Annotated in this window: 26 protein-coding genes; 15 read left to right on the plus strand and 11 right to left on the minus strand. The window is 30.9% G+C overall.

Annotated elements, in window-relative coordinates; translation table 11 throughout:
- Window positions 1-78: 78 nt before the first annotated feature.
- Genes B0I03_RS01175 through B0I03_RS01185 form a run of 3 tightly spaced genes read left to right on the plus strand, consistent with a single transcriptional unit; the run spans window position 79 to window position 2,064 of the window.
- The gene (locus B0I03_RS01175) at window positions 79-669 is read left to right on the plus strand and encodes a DUF1684 domain-containing protein (RefSeq protein ID WP_111565655.1); all 591 of its coding nucleotides are present in this window, start codon (window positions 79-81) and stop codon (window positions 667-669) included.
- A complete protein-coding gene (locus B0I03_RS01180; protein WP_181452330.1) occupies window positions 665-1,309 on the plus strand; it encodes a TatD family hydrolase in 645 nt (214 codons plus the stop codon). The genes B0I03_RS01175 and B0I03_RS01180 overlap by 5 nt, the downstream gene beginning before the upstream one ends.
- Before the next feature lie 32 nt (window positions 1,310-1,341).
- Complete coding sequence (locus tag B0I03_RS01185) at window positions 1,342-2,064, plus strand: tRNA threonylcarbamoyladenosine dehydratase (protein WP_111565657.1); 723 nt, start codon at window positions 1,342-1,344, stop codon at window positions 2,062-2,064.
- Window positions 2,065-2,099: 35 nt separating this feature from the next.
- Here B0I03_RS01185 and B0I03_RS01190 read toward each other — a convergent pair whose 3' ends face one another.
- Genes B0I03_RS01190 through B0I03_RS01200 form a run of 3 tightly spaced genes read right to left on the minus strand, consistent with a single transcriptional unit; the run spans window position 2,100 to window position 3,820 of the window.
- Window positions 2,100-2,552, minus strand: coding sequence for a hypothetical protein (locus tag B0I03_RS01190; protein ID WP_111565658.1), 453 nt, complete (start codon window positions 2,550-2,552; stop codon window positions 2,100-2,102).
- Window positions 2,553-2,568: 16 nt separating this feature from the next.
- The gene (locus B0I03_RS01195) at window positions 2,569-3,597 is read right to left on the minus strand and encodes a hypothetical protein (RefSeq protein WP_111565659.1); all 1,029 of its coding nucleotides are present in this window, start codon (window positions 3,595-3,597) and stop codon (window positions 2,569-2,571) included.
- A 34-nt stretch (window positions 3,598-3,631) separates the two neighbouring features.
- Window positions 3,632-3,820: a hypothetical protein gene (locus tag B0I03_RS01200; RefSeq protein ID WP_111565660.1), complete on the minus strand. Its 189-nt coding sequence runs from the start codon at window positions 3,818-3,820 to the stop codon at window positions 3,632-3,634.
- Window positions 3,821-3,896: 76 nt separating this feature from the next.
- On the opposite strand from B0I03_RS01200, the gene B0I03_RS01205 reads away from it, so the two are divergent.
- Window positions 3,897-4,280: a pyrophosphohydrolase domain-containing protein gene (locus B0I03_RS01205; protein ID WP_111565661.1), complete on the plus strand. Its 384-nt coding sequence runs from the start codon at window positions 3,897-3,899 to the stop codon at window positions 4,278-4,280.
- Between the two features lie 52 nt (window positions 4,281-4,332).
- Here B0I03_RS01205 and B0I03_RS01210 read toward each other — a convergent pair whose 3' ends face one another.
- Window positions 4,333-5,400: a branched-chain amino acid aminotransferase gene (locus B0I03_RS01210; protein WP_111565662.1), complete on the minus strand. Its 1,068-nt coding sequence runs from the start codon at window positions 5,398-5,400 to the stop codon at window positions 4,333-4,335.
- Window positions 5,401-5,672: 272 nt separating this feature from the next.
- Between B0I03_RS01210 and B0I03_RS01215 the strand changes: the two genes are divergently transcribed.
- The 4 genes from B0I03_RS01215 (at window position 5,673) to B0I03_RS13260 (ending at window position 7,671) form a co-directional block, all read left to right on the plus strand.
- Window positions 5,673-6,173, plus strand: a complete 501-nt coding sequence (locus B0I03_RS01215; protein ID WP_111565663.1) for a DUF4920 domain-containing protein — start codon at window positions 5,673-5,675, stop codon at window positions 6,171-6,173.
- A gap of 3 nt (window positions 6,174-6,176) precedes the next feature.
- Window positions 6,177-6,641, plus strand: coding sequence for a hypothetical protein (locus B0I03_RS01220; RefSeq protein ID WP_111565664.1), 465 nt, complete (start codon window positions 6,177-6,179; stop codon window positions 6,639-6,641).
- A 38-nt stretch (window positions 6,642-6,679) separates the two neighbouring features.
- Window positions 6,680-7,345 carry a tRNA (5-methylaminomethyl-2-thiouridine)(34)-methyltransferase MnmD gene (gene mnmD / locus B0I03_RS01225; protein ID WP_111565665.1) on the plus strand — a complete coding sequence of 222 codons (666 nt, stop codon included), beginning with the start codon at window positions 6,680-6,682 and terminating at the stop codon, window positions 7,343-7,345.
- 131 nt (window positions 7,346-7,476) lie between these two features.
- Window positions 7,477-7,671: a hypothetical protein gene (locus B0I03_RS13260; protein ID WP_111565666.1), complete on the plus strand. Its 195-nt coding sequence runs from the start codon at window positions 7,477-7,479 to the stop codon at window positions 7,669-7,671.
- Between the two features lie 52 nt (window positions 7,672-7,723).
- Here the strand turns inward: B0I03_RS13260 and B0I03_RS01235 are convergent, their stop codons facing one another.
- A complete protein-coding gene (locus tag B0I03_RS01235; RefSeq protein WP_111565667.1) occupies window positions 7,724-8,662 on the minus strand; it encodes a LysR substrate-binding domain-containing protein in 939 nt (312 codons plus the stop codon).
- 164 nt (window positions 8,663-8,826) lie between these two features.
- Here B0I03_RS01235 and B0I03_RS01240 point away from each other — a divergent pair, with 164 nt between their 5' ends.
- The 4 genes from B0I03_RS01240 (at window position 8,827) to can (ending at window position 12,214) form a co-directional block, all read left to right on the plus strand.
- Window positions 8,827-9,120: a hypothetical protein gene (locus B0I03_RS01240; RefSeq protein ID WP_111565668.1), complete on the plus strand. Its 294-nt coding sequence runs from the start codon at window positions 8,827-8,829 to the stop codon at window positions 9,118-9,120.
- Between the two features lie 64 nt (window positions 9,121-9,184).
- Window positions 9,185-10,780 carry a SulP family inorganic anion transporter gene (locus B0I03_RS01245; protein ID WP_111565669.1) on the plus strand — a complete coding sequence of 532 codons (1,596 nt, stop codon included), beginning with the start codon at window positions 9,185-9,187 and terminating at the stop codon, window positions 10,778-10,780.
- An 11-nt stretch (window positions 10,781-10,791) separates the two neighbouring features.
- Entirely contained in the window at window positions 10,792-11,475 is a 684-nt protein-coding gene (locus tag B0I03_RS01250; protein ID WP_111565670.1) for a carbonic anhydrase family protein, read from the plus strand.
- A gap of 103 nt (window positions 11,476-11,578) precedes the next feature.
- Entirely contained in the window at window positions 11,579-12,214 is a 636-nt protein-coding gene (gene can, locus B0I03_RS01255; RefSeq protein WP_111565671.1) for a carbonate dehydratase, read from the plus strand.
- Window position 12,215: 1 nt separating this feature from the next.
- Here the strand turns inward: can and B0I03_RS01260 are convergent, their stop codons facing one another.
- Genes B0I03_RS01260 through B0I03_RS01275 form a run of 4 tightly spaced genes read right to left on the minus strand, consistent with a single transcriptional unit; the run spans window position 12,216 to window position 14,689 of the window.
- Entirely contained in the window at window positions 12,216-12,788 is a 573-nt protein-coding gene (locus B0I03_RS01260; RefSeq protein ID WP_111565672.1) for a pentapeptide repeat-containing protein, read from the minus strand.
- Window positions 12,789-12,799: 11 nt separating this feature from the next.
- On the minus strand, window positions 12,800-13,558 hold the full coding sequence (locus B0I03_RS01265) for a TIGR02757 family protein (RefSeq protein ID WP_111565673.1): 759 nt from the start codon (window positions 13,556-13,558) through the stop codon (window positions 12,800-12,802).
- An 8-nt stretch (window positions 13,559-13,566) separates the two neighbouring features.
- Complete coding sequence (locus B0I03_RS01270; RefSeq protein WP_146603238.1) at window positions 13,567-14,016, minus strand: hypothetical protein; 450 nt, start codon at window positions 14,014-14,016, stop codon at window positions 13,567-13,569.
- Window positions 14,017-14,026: 10 nt separating this feature from the next.
- Complete coding sequence (locus B0I03_RS01275; RefSeq protein ID WP_111565675.1) at window positions 14,027-14,689, minus strand: ABC transporter ATP-binding protein; 663 nt, start codon at window positions 14,687-14,689, stop codon at window positions 14,027-14,029.
- Between the two features lie 154 nt (window positions 14,690-14,843).
- Here B0I03_RS01275 and msrA point away from each other — a divergent pair, with 154 nt between their 5' ends.
- The 3 genes from msrA to B0I03_RS01290 are packed head-to-tail and all read left to right on the plus strand — an operon-like array spanning window position 14,844 to window position 16,556.
- On the plus strand, window positions 14,844-15,503 hold the full coding sequence (gene msrA / locus B0I03_RS01280) for a peptide-methionine (S)-S-oxide reductase MsrA (protein WP_111565676.1): 660 nt from the start codon (window positions 14,844-14,846) through the stop codon (window positions 15,501-15,503).
- Window positions 15,504-15,518: 15 nt separating this feature from the next.
- Window positions 15,519-16,187, plus strand: a complete 669-nt coding sequence (gene folE / locus B0I03_RS01285) for a GTP cyclohydrolase I FolE (RefSeq protein ID WP_111565677.1) — start codon at window positions 15,519-15,521, stop codon at window positions 16,185-16,187.
- 54 nt (window positions 16,188-16,241) lie between these two features.
- Window positions 16,242-16,556 carry a hypothetical protein gene (locus B0I03_RS01290; RefSeq protein ID WP_111565678.1) on the plus strand — a complete coding sequence of 105 codons (315 nt, stop codon included), beginning with the start codon at window positions 16,242-16,244 and terminating at the stop codon, window positions 16,554-16,556.
- 24 nt (window positions 16,557-16,580) lie between these two features.
- On the opposite strand, the gene B0I03_RS01295 is transcribed toward B0I03_RS01290, so the two are convergent.
- The gene (locus B0I03_RS01295; RefSeq protein ID WP_111565679.1) at window positions 16,581-17,417 is read right to left on the minus strand and encodes a GIN domain-containing protein; all 837 of its coding nucleotides are present in this window, start codon (window positions 17,415-17,417) and stop codon (window positions 16,581-16,583) included.
- Window positions 17,418-17,679: 262 nt separating this feature from the next.
- Window positions 17,680-18,405 (minus strand): head GIN domain-containing protein, encoded by a 726-nt coding sequence (locus B0I03_RS01300; protein ID WP_111565680.1) that lies wholly within the window; start codon window positions 18,403-18,405, stop codon window positions 17,680-17,682.
- Window position 18,406: the final 1 nt, after the last annotated feature.

The raw sequence follows: 18,406 nt of genomic DNA on the forward strand, positions 1-18,406 counted from the left end.
CTAAAAGTTTGTGTAAGCAAACACCAATAATAAAAAGGCGATAACATATGTTACCGCTAAAAAATAAAATTTAAACATATGAATAAACTCTTTATATTCCTATTCTGTTCAGCTTTTACGTTTGCTCAAAAAGACTTGTCTTCTGCTGAAAAATTTCAATCCGAACTGAATCAAAGTTATGCGGATTCATTAAAAAGTCCTTTAATGAAAGAAGATTTCAAATCTTTTAAAGGTTTAGATTTCTTTCCTTTGAATGAAAAATTCATTGTTCAAGCTACTTTTATCCGAACTAAAAAGGAGAAAGCTTTTGGTATGAAAACCACAACTTCGAGAACGCCATTGTATGTTAAATATGGAGAACTTTATTTTTCAATTGATGGGAAGGACTTAAAATTAAATGTTTATAAAAATATTGATTTATCAAAAAAAGCGGGGTACGAAGATTATTTATTTCTTCCCTTTTCTGATTTAACTTGTGGAAAACAAAGTTATATTGGAGGAAGATACGTTGATATGAGAATGCAAAAAGGAAAAACATGGACCATCGATTTTAATAAAGCATATAATCCGTATTGTGCTTATAATTATGAATATTCGTGTCCGATTGTGCCATTAGAGAATGATTTGGATATTGAAATTAATGCCGGAGTAAAGAAATTTCATGATTAAGTTTATCAACTTACATACGCATAAATTTTCTAATCTTTCAGATGTGATTGAAGTTGTCAATCAATATCCTTGGGAATTTGATGCATCAGTTCCAAATTATTCTATTGGTATACATCCTTGGTATATTGATGAAAATCGTTTAGAAAAAGATTTGGAAATCATCAAGGAAAAATTGCAATTACCAGAATGTTTAGCATTAGGAGAATGTGGTTTAGATAAACGAATTGAAATCCCATTAGACAGACAAATTTCAGTGTTTAAACAGCAATTGGAAATCGTAAAGCAAACGAAAAAACCTATCGTTTTACATTGCGTGGCGGCTTATGATGAAGTGATTGCCATCAAAAAAGAAATGAAAATTGAAAATCCAATGATTATTCATGGATTTTCAAAAAACGAACAAGTAGCACAATCTCTTTTAAGAAACGGATTTTATCTTTCGTTTGGAAAATACTTACTTCGTAATCCAGATTTAGAAAAAGTATTTACCTTTGCACCCGAAAATCAAATTTTATTAGAAACCGATACAATTGAAGAATCTATTTATGAAGTGTATGAAAAAGCAGCTGCGATAAAAGGAATTTCAGTAGAGGAGATGAAATCTATCGTTTTTACTAATTTTTCAAAGATTTTCAGTTAAAAAAGTAATCAATTTAACGATTCAAACCAATTATGGCAAAGTGGAAAGAAAGAGCAGTATTGTTATTTAAAGAAGAAGGTATTCAACGATTAGAAAACGCTAATGTTTTGGTAGTTGGATTAGGTGGTGTAGGAAGTTTTGCTGCGGAATTTTTAGCGCGAGCAGGTGTGGGAAAAATGACCATTGTTGATGGTGACGTAGTGGATATTACGAATATTAATCGTCAATTACCCGCTTTGCATAGTACCGTTGGTGAACCAAAGGTAAAAATTGTTGGGGATCGATTGATGGATATTAATCCCGATTTAAAATTAACGCGCATAGAAGAGTTTCTATCACCAGAGCGTGCTTTTGAATTAGTTACACCAGAATTTGATTACGTTTTAGATTGCATCGATAGCTTAACCCCAAAAATCAATTTGATAGTAGCTTGTAAACGCAAGAAAGTGAAAGTAATCAGTAACATGGGAGCAGGAGGTAAGTTTGAAGCTGAAAAAGTTCGTGTAAAAGACATTAGTAAAACGGATTATTGTCCGTTAGCGAAACAAGTGAGAAAACGTTTAAAGTTAGAAGGAATTTCGAGCGGTGTTAAAGTAGTTTACTCTTTTGAAAGACCTGATTATGACAGTGTAAAAATGACTGATGGCTCTAACTTTAAAAAGTCGTTTTATGGAACAAATAGTTGGATGCCAGCTTTGTTTGGTTTGCATGCTGCTGAAACAGTTGTTAAGCATTTGATTGGGAAAAATAGATAATAAAAAAAGGACATTTTTAAAATGTCCTTTTTTTATTATCTTGAAGTTCTTTCTGTAATATCTTCGTTGTATTTATCGTAGAAAGTTTGCACTTTTTCAGGGTTTAAGTTTCCTTTGGAATCTATTACTTTTTCCTTTAAAAGCCATTTAACTAGTTTTTGCATATTTTTTCTAGAATTCATTCCAATTCCAGCAATTACATGTTCAACACTTGTAGATTCAACTTTTATTTTAGTTGTTAAAAAGTTTAAAATAATGTAATCATCTTCACTATATTGGTTGGTCTCGTTATTGTGCCATTTGAATAGTAAAATTTCGTCATCAGTTTCTAAAGAATAAAAGGAATGCTGACTAACATTTATTTTTTCATATTTTAAAATAGGTGTTCCATCTAAAAGAACTTTATCATCTTTAATTTCGACTTCTTGTGCATTTAAAAATGAAATACTTGAAATTAGTAATGTAATTGTTAAAAATAGTTTCTTCATTATAATAGAGTTTGAATTATTGATTTGTATTTGTAGAATTTTCTTCTTTAGGAGATGTTTCTTCTTCTGTACTAGTTTCTAATTTTGGTTTTGGAGCATAAACTTTTTTCTTAACAGGAACATATAATTCTGTTACCCATTTTGAAGGTTTACGTTCTTTTGGTAAACTTACTTTGTAAACTTCAATAAATTTTCCGTTGAATGAATCTTCAATTAGTTTATTTTTATTTGCATAAGCACGAGACTTATTCCAAGCTTCTTTGCGATGTGAGTAATCTCCGGTTAAAGTTGTTTTTACGGCTAAAAATTCATCAAAATGACCGCCAGAAATTTCACTTCCTGGTGTAGTTAGAATTTCTTCTTCAACAGGAACACACATAGCAAAGATGATTTCTTTGTCATTTGAACTAATACTTTCGTAAGTGATAAAAGGTAATCCTAAAATTTCAATTTCATTTTTTTCTACAAATGACATCATGTTTTGTAACATCGATTTAGATACTTTTTGAAAATCAGCAGTACTACAAGTGTCAATTTGTTGGATGTAATTGGTCATGTGTTTCGTAACCAATCCGTTAATTTTAATGTTGTAATTTTTTAATTCTTTTACTAAATAAGTATCGATGTTTTCTAAACCTTCTTCTAATTTATCTCCTAAAACATTTTCAACACCACCTTGAATTACACTTAATAATTTCAAATTAAAATTTAAATTCCCTTTCATTTCCCAAGTTATCAATATACCTTGCTTGGTTTTTTGAAATCGCATTAACGATTCATTTTTAATTTCAGAAATGGTTATGTTTTGCGCCAAACTATCGTTTGGAATGATTTTAATATTTTTAAAAGAAGCTTCATTTGATTTCCAAGGTGACCAATCTTCACTTGAAGTAGAATCTGTTACAAAAGTGAATACTACATCTTGAGCAATTTTAATCTCTTTTGAACGTACAATTTTGTAATCACCTTTTAGAGTAGCCACAAAAACAATGAAGGCAACGCTTAAAAGGAGTAAAAGAAGTAATATGTATTTTAAAATTCTCATCGAGGGGTATTACGTTTTATCAAAAGTAAGAAAATTAATCTTTCATTAAGACTTTTATCAAAAATAGTAATCCTATAAAGGCTAAAAATCCAAGAAATACCCAATATGTCCCTTTGTAGAAAGGTTTCATTTGTCTTAAATCTTTACGATATACTAATATCATTGTGGTTACAAAAGCAATTATAAAGAAAATAGCAAAGTAGATTTGTCCTGTTGAAAACATATTGAAAATTTTCACAAAAATAACAATTTAATACTATCTATTTTTTTAAATTTAGATAAATTTATTATGATCAATTATGCAAAAACAATTAAATGCAGTAAGGTTGTTTCACGAAACTTATGGTTTAGGTGTTAGTGAAGAAATGAAAGCCGATTTAGGTACTTTAAAAAACGAACTTCGTTTTAACTTAATGAAAGAAGAAAACGAAGAATATTTAGAAGCCGTTCAAAATAATGATATCGTTGAAATTGCAGATGCATTAGGCGATATGTTGTATATTTTGTGTGGTACCATTTTAGAACATGGATTACAACATAAAATAGAAGAAGTGTTTGATGAAATTCAACGTTCTAATATGAGTAAATTAGGTGAAGACGGAAAACCAATTTACCGAGAAGATGGGAAAGTTATGAAAGGTCCAAATTACTTCAAACCTAATTTTGAAGAAATTTTAAAATAAAAAAAAGGCGATTTCAATTTTGAAATCGCCTTTTTTAAGTATTTATGAATTCTTATATTTTAACTGTCCACCCGAAAGTGTCTTCTGATAATTTATATTGAATATTTGTTAGTTTTTCTTTGATTTCAAGCGCCATTGAATTTTCTAATTTAGGCAATTCATAATAATGGTCTTGGAATGAGAATCCAACAATTGGGTTAATTACGGCTGCTGTTCCAGCTCCAAAAATTTCTTTTAATGAGCCATTTTTAGCAGCTTCTACAATTTCTTCTACTAAAACTGGACGTACTTCAATTTTAATATTTTCTCTTTGAGCTAATTCGATAACACTTTTACGAGTAACACCATCTAAGATTCTTTCGCTTGTTGGTGCAGTGTATAGTGTATCGTTAATTCTAAAGAAAACATTCATTGTTCCAGCTTCTTCTAACTTAGTATGTGTTGCATCGTCTGTCCAAATGATTTGTTGGAAACCTTGTTCGTTAGCTAATTTTGTTGGGTAAAATTGCGCTGAATAATTTCCAGCGGCTTTTGCTGCTCCAATTCCTCCGTTTGCTGCTCTACTGTAGTGTTCAGCAATAATTACTTTAACTTCTCCCGAATAATAAGCACGAGCTGGAGATAAAATAATCATAAAACGGTATTCTTGAGAAGGCGCTGCAATTACACCATGTCCGGTTGCAATCATAAACGGACGGATATATAATGTATTTCCTTTTCCTTTTTTAACCCACTCTTTTTCAATTTCTAATAAACGGTGCAAACCTCCTAAGAAAACATCTTCTGGAACTTCTGGCATTGCCATTCTGGTAGCACTTTTATTAAAACGGTGATAATTTTCATCAGGTCTAAATAACCAAACATCATCTTGTTGGTCTTTGTAAGCTTTCATACCTTCAAAAATAGCTTGTCCGTAGTGGAAAACTTTAGCAGAAGGATCAATCATGAAAGGTGCATAAGGCTCTATAACAGGTTTTTGCCATGCTCCATCTACATAATCGCACACTAACATATGGTCTGTAAATACATTACCAAAGGTTAAGTTTTCAAAATCAACCTCGCTGATTTTTGAATGAGGAGCCGAAATAATTTCAATTTCGTTTAAAGTTTTTAATTCCATTAGGGTCAAACTGTTATTGTTAAGCTTTTGGTTTTCGCAAAAAAAACCTTTTTTTTCTATGTTTTTTGCAAATTTAATAAAAAATAGCCTTTGTTATTATGTTTTACAAAATAATTATTAACATGCGATTAATTCACAAACTACTGATTTTCTTAATGATATTTCTTTTTTTCTAAACTTTATAACAAAATATTGGTTTCATTATTACTTTTAATTTTAAGTTCTCACTTGAGAAAATTTGTTTAAATTTGTTCCATAATCTAAATATAACCATGAAAAAAATAAAATTTGTTTTAGCAATTTTAGCTATTCTATTCTCATTTCAAGTTGAAGCACAAAAAACAACAAAATCAAATGTTCAAAATCTTTCAGGATATGCTTCTTTTGGAGAAAAATTTACTCCAAATAAAGTAATCTCTAAAGATGCGATGTTGAAAAAATATAAGAATTTGAAAAAAGGAGATTCAATTCCAGTACAATTCAAAACTACCATTAATTCGGTTTGTAAGAAAAAAGGTTGTTGGATGAAATTAGATTTAGGTAAAGGAGAATCTTCATTTGTAAAATTTAAAGATTACGGATTTTTTGTTCCGTTAAACGCTGATAATAAAGAGGTAATTGTTAATGGTTACGCATTTGTAGATGTGGTTACTGTTGATGAACTTAAACATTATGCTAAAGATGCTGGAAAATCTAAGGAAGAAATTGCTAAGATTAAAAAGCCTGAAGTAACGTATTCTTTTACATCAACAGGTGTTTACATTAAGAAATAAGATATGAAATTACTTAAACTATCTTTTTTATTCGTTTTCTTCGGATTGTTATCTTGTCAAAAAGAAAAGCAAGTCGAAACGAATGAAAAAAATGTAGTGGAAAAGGCTACTGATTCAACAGCAACAGATGAATTTGAAATGTATGAAATGTCAGAAATGGCGGCTCTTATGGAACAAATGTATGTTGATAATCAACGTTTGAAAGATCGAATTATAAAAGGCGATACAATTGGTAAATTTCCTCAGCATTTTATCAAGATTCATAAAGCAGTAATGACAGATGAACATGATAAAGATGCTTTTTTTGATGAGCAAGCACAGAAATTCATCCAAGCTCAAGAATTGATTTATAAAGATCCTAAAAATGCCAAGAAACATTTTAATAATGGAGTAGATGCTTGTATTCAGTGTCACCAAGTAAAATGTAGTGGTCCAATTCCAAGGATTAAAAAGTTATATATTAAATAAGAAGAAAGAGGGTTTATTTTGAACCCTTTTTTTATGTTATGAAAAGAGAAATTATAATCACAGACGACGGTTCTACAACTATCCGAATTCCTGATTGGGATGAGAACTATCATTCTACACATGGGGCAATTCAGGAAGCAAAACATGTTTTTATCAAAAACGGATTGGATTTGTTTCAAAATCAAGATTCTATATCGATTTTAGAAATTGGTTTTGGTACGGGTTTGAATGCTTTTATTACTTTTTTGGAAACACTAAATAAAGAAAAAGTAAATTACGTTGGAGTAGAAGCATATCCTATTTCAGCTGAAGAAATTGTCCAAATGAATTATGTTTCTGAATTAGATGCCGAAAAGTATCAAAAGATTTTTGATAAAATGCATGCTTGCGATTGGGAAAACCAACAAACGATTACCCAAAACTTTCTTTTAACAAAGAGAAAGCAGTTTTTTCAAGATATTGAAGACAAAAATCAATTCGATTTAATTTACTTTGATGCTTTCGGATTTCCATTACAACCTGAATTGTGGAGTGAAGTCATTTTTAAGAAAATGTACGATGCACTTTTACCAAAAGGAACTTTAGTAACTTACGCATGTCGTTCATCAATTAAAAATGCGATGCTAAGTGTCGGATTTTCAATTGAAAAACTACCTGGAGCTCCAGGAAAACGTGAAATGTTACGAGCTACAAAAAATGTATGATTTTTATTGTAAAGTAAGAATTTAATAAAATTTTAGCATTTTTTTTATCAACTACATCGTTTTCGAAAGATTTTTTGTTTATCTTTACAACAAGTTCTTACCCCCAGTCTAACCTTTTATCTAGAAAAAGTATGCCCAGACCGATGTTTTCTTATACCAAGTCAATTTTGGAGAGAGTGAGTTTTGATGCAAAACTATTTTGTAAAGAATTAGAGAAAGCAGTACGAATATTGCTTCCTTACGAAATAGATCAATTAAGAGAGTGGCTTTTACAGTTTACCGAAGAAAAGCCAGAATTAAGACAATGTTTAATTTATATCAACTAAAAATATAAAGTCCCGATAACCTCGGGACTTTTTTTATGGAATAAATTGAAATTTATTTTGTCTTTGGACTTATAATTTCAACATCACTAAATGCTATAGCTCCTCTAACAACGCCAGAAATAGTATCTCGCAAGGCGTTGATAATATGTATTTTTAATTCGTTTTTAGGATAAATTAAACTAACTTCTCTGGCAGGCTTTGGATCTTTGAATGGTTTTAATTTCGCTTTACTTTTTTCACTTAAATCTAAAGTGTGCAAATAAGGCAATAAAGTTGTACCTAAGCCTTCATCAGCCAATTTAATAAGTGTTTCAAAACTTCCGCTTTCTAACTGAAAATGACTATCTGTTATAAATTTATTGTTTTTACATAAATTTAGAATTCCATTTCTGAAACAATGTCCGTCCTGTAAAAGTAAAATTTTGTCTAAATCTAAATCGGAAATTTCAATTTCTTTTTTATCAATAGAAGGATGATTTGAAGGAACATAAGCTACAAAAGGCTCATAATATAAAACGATTTCTTTTAAATTTTCTTCTTCTAATGGAGTCGCGGCAATGGCACAATCTAAATGTCCATTTTTTAATTTTTTGATGATATCTTCAGTGGTTTGCTCTTCAATAATTAAATTTACTTTTGGATATTTCTTAATAAAATTATTTAGAAACATTGGAAGTAAAGTTGGCATAACCGTTGGAATAATTCCCACTTTAAATTCCCCACCAATGTAGCCTTTTTGTTGGTCTACGATATCTTTAATTCTTCCTGCTTCGTTTACGATGTTTTTGGCTTGGTTTACGATTTTCTCACCAACTTCTGTTAATAATATTGGCTTTTTGCTTCTGTCAAAAATTAGAATATCTAGTTCATCCTCTAATTTTTGAATTTGCATACTCAAAGTAGGTTGAGTAACAAAGCATTTTTCAGCTGCTAAAGTAAAATTCTTATATTCGGCCACAGCCAAAACGTAATATAGTTGTGTAATAGTCATTATTGATAAATTTGATGCAAATATAAAAACTATCAATTAAACTTATATGATAAAAGTGTCGAAATTTTGGAAGGGTTAAATCAAGTTAAATTTAGTAAATGATTCAATGGGATTTTTATAAAAAAATTAAGATTTGTTTCAGTTTGAAATAGTATATTCGCACTATGAAATTATTGGTAAATATTTTTTTATTTATTTTCATTACTTTTTTGTCTACACCTACACTAATTGGAATAGTAGATGAAGAAGCTGATACTTCTTATTTTTACACCATGTGTGAAGAAGAGGAAAATCATGCGCCTTTTAATGAAATTAAAACGGTACCTACAACTAATGATTCAGTCATCCATTTTGCATTTGGAGAATTAACAAAATTTGATGCTTTAATGGAACAAGACTTATTGAGTTTTGATAATTTAGCGCACCAAATTTTTTCGCCACCTCCCAATTTAATATAATACATTTTCAATTTTTTAACGCTTCAATCTTTGAGGTGTAGTATTAATGTATTTATATTATTTCATGAATAATCATTCTATTTTTTCCAATGTAAGAGGTGATCTTGCAGCTGGACTTGTTGTATTTTTAGTGGCTTTGCCATTGTGTTTAGGAATTGCATTAGCGTCTGGAGCTCCTTTGTTTTCAGGTATTGTTTCGGGTGTTATTGGTGGAGTAGTTGTTGGGTTTCTTAGTAATTCTTCTTTAAGTGTTACAGGGCCAGCAGCTGGTTTAACTGCTATTGTTTTATCTGCAATTACCGATTTAGGCGGATTCGATATCTTCTTGGTAGCTGTAATTTTAGCAGGATTAATTCAAATTGCTTTAGGTTTTTTAAGAGCCGGAAGTTTCTCTAATTACTTTCCTACCAGTGTAATTGAAGGAATGTTGGCTGCAATTGGAATCATCATTATTTTAAAACAAATTCCGCATGCTTTTGGTCACGATGTTGACAATGAAGGTGATTTCTTTTATATTGAAAAATCAGGTCATACTACATTTGATACTTTGATAGAATCGATAAATTATATTCATACAGGAGCATTAATTATTGCACTTTTATCGTTAGCTATTTTAATTACTTGGGAAAAAGTTCCCGCTTTAAAAAATATAAAAGTAGTTCCTGGCGCTTTAGTTGTTGTTGTGGTAAGTATCTTATTGAATGAGTTTTTTATTCAATCAGGTTCAAGTTTAGCGATTGTTACCCAAAATCATCTAGTAAGCTTGCCTTCGTTGACCGAAATTAGTAACGGATTTGCATTGCCAAATTTCGCATCATTAACAAATGAAAAAGTTTGGATTGTAGCCGTAACTATTGCTGTTGTTGCATCAATTGAAACTTTGTTGTGTATCGAAGCAACAGACAAATTAGATCCTTACAAAAGATTTACCGATACTAACCGAGAATTAAAAGCACAAGGAATTGGTAACATGCTAAGCGGTTTATTAGGTGGTTTGCCTATGACATCAGTTGTTGTTCGTTCCTCAGCCAATATAAATTCTGGAGGTAGAACTAAATTTTCAACTATTTTTCATGGATTTCTTTTATTTACTTTTGCTCTTTCCATTCCGTTTATTTTAAATAAAATTCCTTTAGCGGCTTTAGCAGCGGTTTTATTGATGGTTGGATATAAATTAGCAAAACCAAGTGTGTTTGTTCATTTATGGAATAACGGATATTCGCAATTTATTCCTTTTGTAGTTACAGTAATTGCTGTAGTTCGTATTGATTTGTTAAAAGGTGTTGGAATTGGTTTAGCAGTAAGCGTCATTTTTATTTTATACCAAAATTTAAAAATCGCCTATTCATTTAAGAAAGAATCGTTTAATGATGGCGATGTAATTACAATCAAATTAGCACAGGAAGTTTCCTTTTTGAATAAAGCAGCAATTAAAAGTACATTAGCAAGTATTCCAAATGGTTCTAAGTTGATTATCGATGCTTCAAACACTAAATACATAGATTTTGATGTAGTAGAATTAATTAAAGACTTTAGAAATGTAAAAGCAGAAGATAAAGAAATCGACTTAACATTAAAAGGTTTCAAAGACCAATATGATTTAGATAATACAGAATTTAAACACGTAAAAATTAAAGATTCGAAAGAAGAAACAAAATAATATAACTTACTATGAAAGCACATAATAAAGAAACACAAGCACAAATGACACCTCGTAAAGCGTTACAATTTTTACAAGAGGGAAATGATCGTTTTATAAATAATTTAAAAGCCAATAGAAATTTATTAGAACAAGCCAACGAAACTCGCGATGGGCAATGGCCTTTTGCTACGATTTTAAGCTGTATTGATAGTAGAACATCGGCAGAATTAATTTTTGACCAAGGATTAGGTGATATTTTTTCGGTAAGAATTGCAGGAAATATTGTTAATACAGATATTTTAGGAAGTATGGAATTTGCTTGTAAAGTAGCGGGTTCTAAACTTATTGTGGTGTTAGGTCATTCAAAATGTGGAGCTGTAAAAGGAGCTTGTGACCATGTTGAAATGGGTAATTTAACAGAGTTATTATCAAAAATTCAGCCTGCAGTTTATCAAGAAAAGGATACAACTGATAACAGAACTTCAAAGAACAGCGAATTTGTAGAAAACGTTGCTGAAATCAATGTAAAAAGAAGTGTGAAAAACATCATTGAAAGAAGTTTTGTTTTAGAGCAAATGCTTGAAGAAGGTCAAATTGGAATCGTAGGAGCAATGCACGATATTGAATCGGGAAAAGTAATTTTCTACGATGATGTTATGTATATTAAAGACGATTTGAATCCTGAATTCACAGTTGCAGCATTAAGACACTAAAATAAATTTTAATACACAACTATAAGAAGCTATCATTTCTAAATATTTAATACGGAATTGATAGCTTTTTTATTTTATATTTGATACCACATACACAATGATAATGAGCGATTTTTATAAAAAGATATTAGATAATAACAAAAAATGGGTGGAAAATAAGTTGTCTGTAAACCCAAATTATTTCAAAAATTTAGCTGATGGGCAACAACCTCCATTACTTTGGATTGGCTGTTCAGATAGTAGAGTTCCAGCAAATGAAATCATTGGTGCTGAACCTGGAGAAGTTTTTGTACACAGAAACATTGCCAATATGGTGGTACATTCTGATATGAATATGCTAAGTGTGTTAGATTATGCAGTAAACGCCTTAAAAGTAAAACACGTAATTGTTTGCGGACATTATGGTTGCGGCGGAGTTAAAGCAGCGATGGGAAACAATTCTATAGGAATTATTGACAATTGGATTCGTCATATTAAAGATGTGTACCGTTTTCATCAACAAGAATTAGATAATATCGAAAATGAAAATGAACGCTTCAATAAATTCGTAGAAATAAACGTGAAAGAACAAGTAATGGATTTAGCCAAAACATCAATCGTTCAAAACGCTTGGAAAAACGGACAAGAATTATCCTTACACGGTTGGGTTTATGGTTTAAACGATGGTTATGTGACAGACTTAGGCGTGAACTTTAGTTGCGATAAGGATTTAGATGATGTTTATCAGTTGAAGTTTTAAATTACTTTATTACCAAATCATATTTCTTCAACAATCCAGCTAAATTTTCAGTAGAAAAAATAGCACGTTTTAATTTGTTTTTCTCTGGATCGATGATGAAATCATAACTGGTTGAAAAATCGGTTTTGTTGGCGGTTGTCCCAATGAACACAGCATGACGTAAATTACAATTATCGAATAGCGCTTCTGATAAATCACTTTCCATAAAGTCAACGGCAATCATACTACAATTGATGAATTGCATTTTCTTCAATTTTAAACTGTAGAATTGCGCATAATCCAATAAACTATCTTTGAAGTGAAACTCATATAAAATTTGGTCGGTCATCGCAAAATTCACAGAAGTAAAATCACATTTGGTAAACCAAACATCACGTAACGAAACATGATTGATCTTGGTTCCTTTAAAATTACAATCAAAGAAATTGCAATCGATAAAAGTTACAGCAACAAAGAAGCAAGAAGTAAAATCGCAATTCGTAAACGTGCAATTTTCGTATTCTTTGTATTTGATATCGTTTTCTGAAAAGGTGATATCAGAAAAATTTTGGTCAATAATGTAATCTGCGTACATAAATATATTTTTTAAAACCCTTCAAAAACACCTAATCCAAATAAAGCAAAATCATATTTTACAGGATCATTTGGGTCTAATTTTCTTAAATTTTCGTCCAATTCAGCTAAAGCTTTAGCATCATTTTGTTTTCGTGTTAGCAATTCTAATTTTCGAGCTACGTTTCCAGAATGTACATCTAACGGACAAGATAATAGAGCAGGAGAAACGTTGTTCCAAATGCCTAAATCAACTCCTTTATTGTCTTTTCTAATCATCCACCTCAAGTACATATTGATTCTCTTTGCAGCGGAACCATTCAATGGGTCGGAAATATGTTTTTCAGTTCGAGCTAAATGTGGAATCTCAAAAAACAATTGCTTGAATTCTGAAATCGTATGTTGCATCGTTGGATTTTGTTTGGAAAAAACCGCATCTAATCCGTTATGATTTTGGTAAATGTGCTGTAATCCTTTTATAAATCCCACAAAATCTTGTCCGTTAAAAGTTCTGTGAACGAAATTTTCTAACGCATCTAGTTGCGATTCCGAATGATTCATGACAAAATCGTAAGGCGAATTTCCCATGAAATACATCATTTTCTTCGCATTGTTGATAATCATTTTACGATTTCCCCAAGCGATAGTAGCGGCTAAAAATCCAGCAATTTCAATGTCTTCTTTCAAAGAATACAAATGCGGAATTTGAATCGGGTCGCTTTCAATGAAATTTGGATTGTTGTACAACTCGACTTTTTCGTCTAGAAATTCTTTGAGCTCTGATTTAGTCATAAAATTTCTTAGATTTCATATTCTAATTTGCAGTTCAATACAATTTTAGGTGTATGATTTTCTTTGTTTTTCCTTGGTTCAGTTCCTTCAATGATGGCTTTAAACTCATAAATTTGATGATGACCTTCATCTTTAATAATTTTAAAAGAAGAAGGAATTGACCAAAATTTTAAGTATTTATGATTTGGATAATCAGATGTTGTTTCATCTTCAATATATAGGGTTAAAATACCATTTTTTGGGTCAAAAATAATATGAGATTCCTCAGCGGTATATTTCATTTTAGTTTGATCAATACGCAACTCAGCTTTTTCTAAAATACCTGTAATATCTTGTAGTTCGGCATTAAATTCTGTTCTGCCAGAATCTGATTTACAGGTTAAAAAAGCAGTTCCCGAGCCTAATTTGAAACTAGTTAGTGTGATGATAAACAGTAATGCGATTATTTTTCCTTTCATAAATTTAATTTTAAACGACAATATTTCCATCCACCATCGATAATTTTCTATCTGCCATGTTGGCTAATTCTTCGTTATGAGTAACAATTACAAAGGTTTGTCCAAATTCATCACGCAATTTAAAGAACAATTCATGTAAGTTTTCGGCGGTATGCGTATCTAAATTTCCAGATGGTTCATCGGCAAAAATAACGGCAGGTTTGTTGATTAAAGCTCTCGCAACCGCAACACGTTGTTGTTCTCCACCTGAAAGTTCGCTGGGTTTGTGATGTGTTCTTTCGGCCAAGCCTAAATAAGAAAGGAGTTTTTTAGCTTCGGTTTCCACTTCTTTTTTATCGCGATTGGCTATGAATCCAGGGATACAAACATTTTCTAAAGCGGTGAATTCAGGTAATAATTGGTGAAACTGAAAAATAAATCCCAAATGTTGGTTACGAAATTTAGAAAGTTCTTTATCTTTTAGATTTAAAACAGAAGCTCCATTGATTTCTAAAATCGTATTGTTCTGTTTTGCAGGTTCGTCTAAAGTGCCTAAAATTTGGAGTAAAGTCGTTTTTCCAGCTCCTGAAGCCCCAACAATAGAAACGATTTCTCCTTTTTTAATGTGCAAATCCACTCCTTTTAAAACATGAAGCGAATCGTAATATTTATGTAGATTTTTAGCTGTAATCATAACCGAACATTTCTACAAAGAAACAAAGATTTTTGGCGAATAAAAAAACTATTCTATATCTATTCGCGTATCTCAAATAATAAAGTTTAGTTAAATTAGATTTTGTGTTTAATTTTTATGTAAATTTGTTAAACAAAATAAACGAATATAATTTATGAGAAATAGTTTAAAAGGGTTGTCGTTAGTTTTGGGTTTGTTTTTTGGTTCATGTACGGCTAAAGAAAAACCAATTGTAAAAGAAGAGTTTAAAGAACCTGTAAAAGTAAAAGTAAAAGTAAAAGAAGGTATGGAAGTTGCAACATTTGCTGGAGGCTGTTTTTGGTGTACCGAAGCAGTTTTCTTAGAGATAAAAGGAGTTGAAAAAGTGGTTTCGGGATATATTGGAGGGAAAACAGTAAATCCTACATATAAAGATATTTGCACTGGAGAAACAGGTCATGCAGAAGCCATTCAAATTACATTTAATCCGAATGAAGTAGCGTTTGAAGATTTGTTGGAAGTTTTCTTTGCAACTCACGATCCAACAACATTAAATCGCCAAGGAGCCGATGTGGGAACACAATATAGAAGTGAGATTTTTTATCATTCGGAAGCTCAAAAAACAAAAGCAGAAAATTACATTCAATTATTAGAAAAAGAAAAGTTGTACGATAAAAAGATTGTGACAAAAGTTTCTTCGGCTACTGTATTTTATCCTGCAGAAGAGTATCATCAAAATTATTACAACCAAAATTCAAGTCAAGGCTATTGCCAAATGGTCATTGCACCGAAATTAGAAAAATTGCGCAAATATTATAAATCGAAATTAAAATAGAAGGGAAAAATTGCTATGAACACTACTATTGAAAAAGAAATATTCGACATAATTGGTGATAATCACCAAATGACATCGGTTGAAACGCCGTTACGACCAGATGCTTTTTATAAATCAGATGCGGAAAAAATGGAGGTAATTGAACATCATTTTGAAATCATCATGAAAGAATTAGGTTTGGATTTAACCGATGATAGTTTGCAAGGAACGCCACATCGTGTGGCAAAAATGTTTGTGCAAGAGATTTTTTCAGGATTAAATCCAGCGAATAAGCCAAAGATTTCGGTTTTTGATAATTCGTATCAGTATGATAAAATGTTGGTTGAAGCAAATATTAGTTTCAATTCTACTTGCGAGCATCACTTCTTACCGATTGTAGGGAAAGCGCATATAGGTTATGTGTCTTCTGGAAAAGTAATTGGTTTATCGAAATTGAATCGTATTGTAGATTATTATGCTAAACGACCTCAAGTGCAAGAACGCATGATTATGCAAATTTTCAACGAACTAAAATCAGTTTTAGAAACGGATAATGTTATTGTGGTGATGGAAGCAACGCATTTGTGTGTATCTAGTCGTGGTATCAAAGATGAAAGTAGTTACACTTCAACCTTACAATATGGTGGAGTTTTCAATCAGAAAGAATTCCGTGACGATTTTTACAAAATGATTCATAAAGAATAGGTTTCAAAAGTGGCATTAGTTTTGTATATTCGTTAGGAAATTTACAACATTAAAATGACACAAGAACCTATTATAAAAACACCCATTCCAGCTAAAAATAACAAAGGAACGATGTTAGTTCTGAGTTTATTTTTTGATTTTATAGGAATGGTATCTTATTTTGTTCCTGTTTTTGCTGAGGTTACCGATTTATTTTGGGCACCCATTTCTGCTATTTTATTAATTGTAATGTTCAAAGGAACTGCAGGAAAGTTAGCCGGAGTTTTTGGTTTTATTGAAGAATTACTTCCGTTTGTAGATGTGATTCCGACTTTTACAATAACGTGGTTTTATACCTATGTAATAAGAGGTGGAAAAGGACAAGAATAAAAATGGAGCATTTAGCTCCATTTTTTATTTTTCTTTTTTGTATAAAGTAGCGTTGTTAGTGAATTTATTAATTTGAATTTTTGGTTCACCTAATAATTCAATTTCACTTTTTCCTGATGCTGCTAAACTGATAGCACTTGTTACATTAACAGAACATTTTGAATAACCTTCTGAAGTTACATCTAACGAAGCAATTACTAGTTTTTTTGCTGTAAGTGATGCAGAATTATCTAATCTTAATTTAGCATTATTACAGTTTCCTTCAATTGTAGCCTGACTTTTTTGATACATATCCAGTTTTAATTCTGGAGAAGTTACTAGCGCTTTTAATTCGGCACTTTTGCTTAATTCTAAGGAAGTGTTTTCTGCTTTTACGTTAATTTCTGCTTCTGATTTATCGTTTAAAACTAAAGCAAAATAATTGGCTTTCACGTTTAAGAACGCTCTAGAATTGTCATAATTTTTAATAGTAATATTTTCTAATTCTAAATCAGCTAATGCGTGAATTGAACTTTCGCTTTTTGCTGTAATTAACTTTAAATCGGAAGTATAGTTAATTCGTAAAGCGAATTTTTTAAAACTCGAAGCTTCTCGTAACGAAGAAACTCTTAAAGTACCAGCTACAACTTCAAAATTAATAATTTCGTGAAGATTGTCATCGGCTTCAATTTCTAAAGAAGATTTGTCTGCTTTTACTAAGAAGACTTCAAAATTGTCATTGATTTCAATATTTTCAAAAGCAGGGATTTCTTTAACCGAAACCGTTACAATTTTTGAACCTTTAATTTTCTCTTTTTTCTGAGCAACAGAAACGGTTGTTAGAAATAAAAACGCAAATAATAAAGATATTTTTTTTGTCATTTTATGATGATTTGATATCACAAACATACACAAAATTTGTTCCAAATTCCATTATTTAAGAAATTTAGTAAATAAAAAAGCACCAGTTTAACTGATGCTTTAGTACTATATGATGGTATCGATAAAACTTACTATTAAAGTAAAAACAAATTCTACGACTTGAATTATTAGCTTAATCATGAGAGTTGAATTTAAGTTTGTTCTTGTAAAATTATAAAATGCTTATAACAAAGCTGTTAATTATTTACTAATTATTTGTTAATTAGTTAAGGCTCACACTTCCGCCAGAAGTTTCTTCTTTTACCACTTTTTTTGGTTCTTTAACATAATCAATAGAACTTCCGCTTGAAGCTTTTGCATTTAACAATACAATTGGATTTACGATAGTACTACTTCCGCTTGTTGATTGTGCAAATATTTCGTTTGCTGCTAAATCTTGTGCTTCAATTTCGCTTCCACTTGACGATTTTGTTTCTAATGCTAATGTTTTTCCACTTACTTTAATTTCGCTTCCGCTAGTAGATTCGCAATTTACTTTTTCGTATTCTAAATCGGCATTAATTGTACTTCCGCTGCTCGATTTTAAGTGTAAAGTTGTTCCTCTTAACTTGTTAATAGTACGAATGCTAGATCCGCTTGACGATTCTAAACCATCAATTGTATTAGTTTTTACTCGAATAATTGCGCTTTCCAGGGTGTTAATATTGCCATCAATTTTTACGATTAAAGTTCCATTTTCGACTTTAGTCACAACATATTGTATTAAATTATCGTCAACTTCCACTTCAACCTCTGTTGGTGTTCCTTGCTCCAAGATTACTTCCACGCCTGTGCTAGCTTGAATTTTAGTAAAAGGAGCTTCAATATTTCTTTTTTCTGAGACAACATTTCCACTTCCATCAATACCATCGCCTAAGTTTAAATTTCCTGTACAAGAAGTTAAGGTTATGGTAAGTAAAAGTGCAACTAATTTTAAAGTCGTTTTCATG

The organism is Flavobacterium aquaticum, assembly GCF_003259835.1.
GTDB lineage: Bacteria > Bacteroidota > Bacteroidia > Flavobacteriales > Flavobacteriaceae > Flavobacterium > Flavobacterium aquaticum.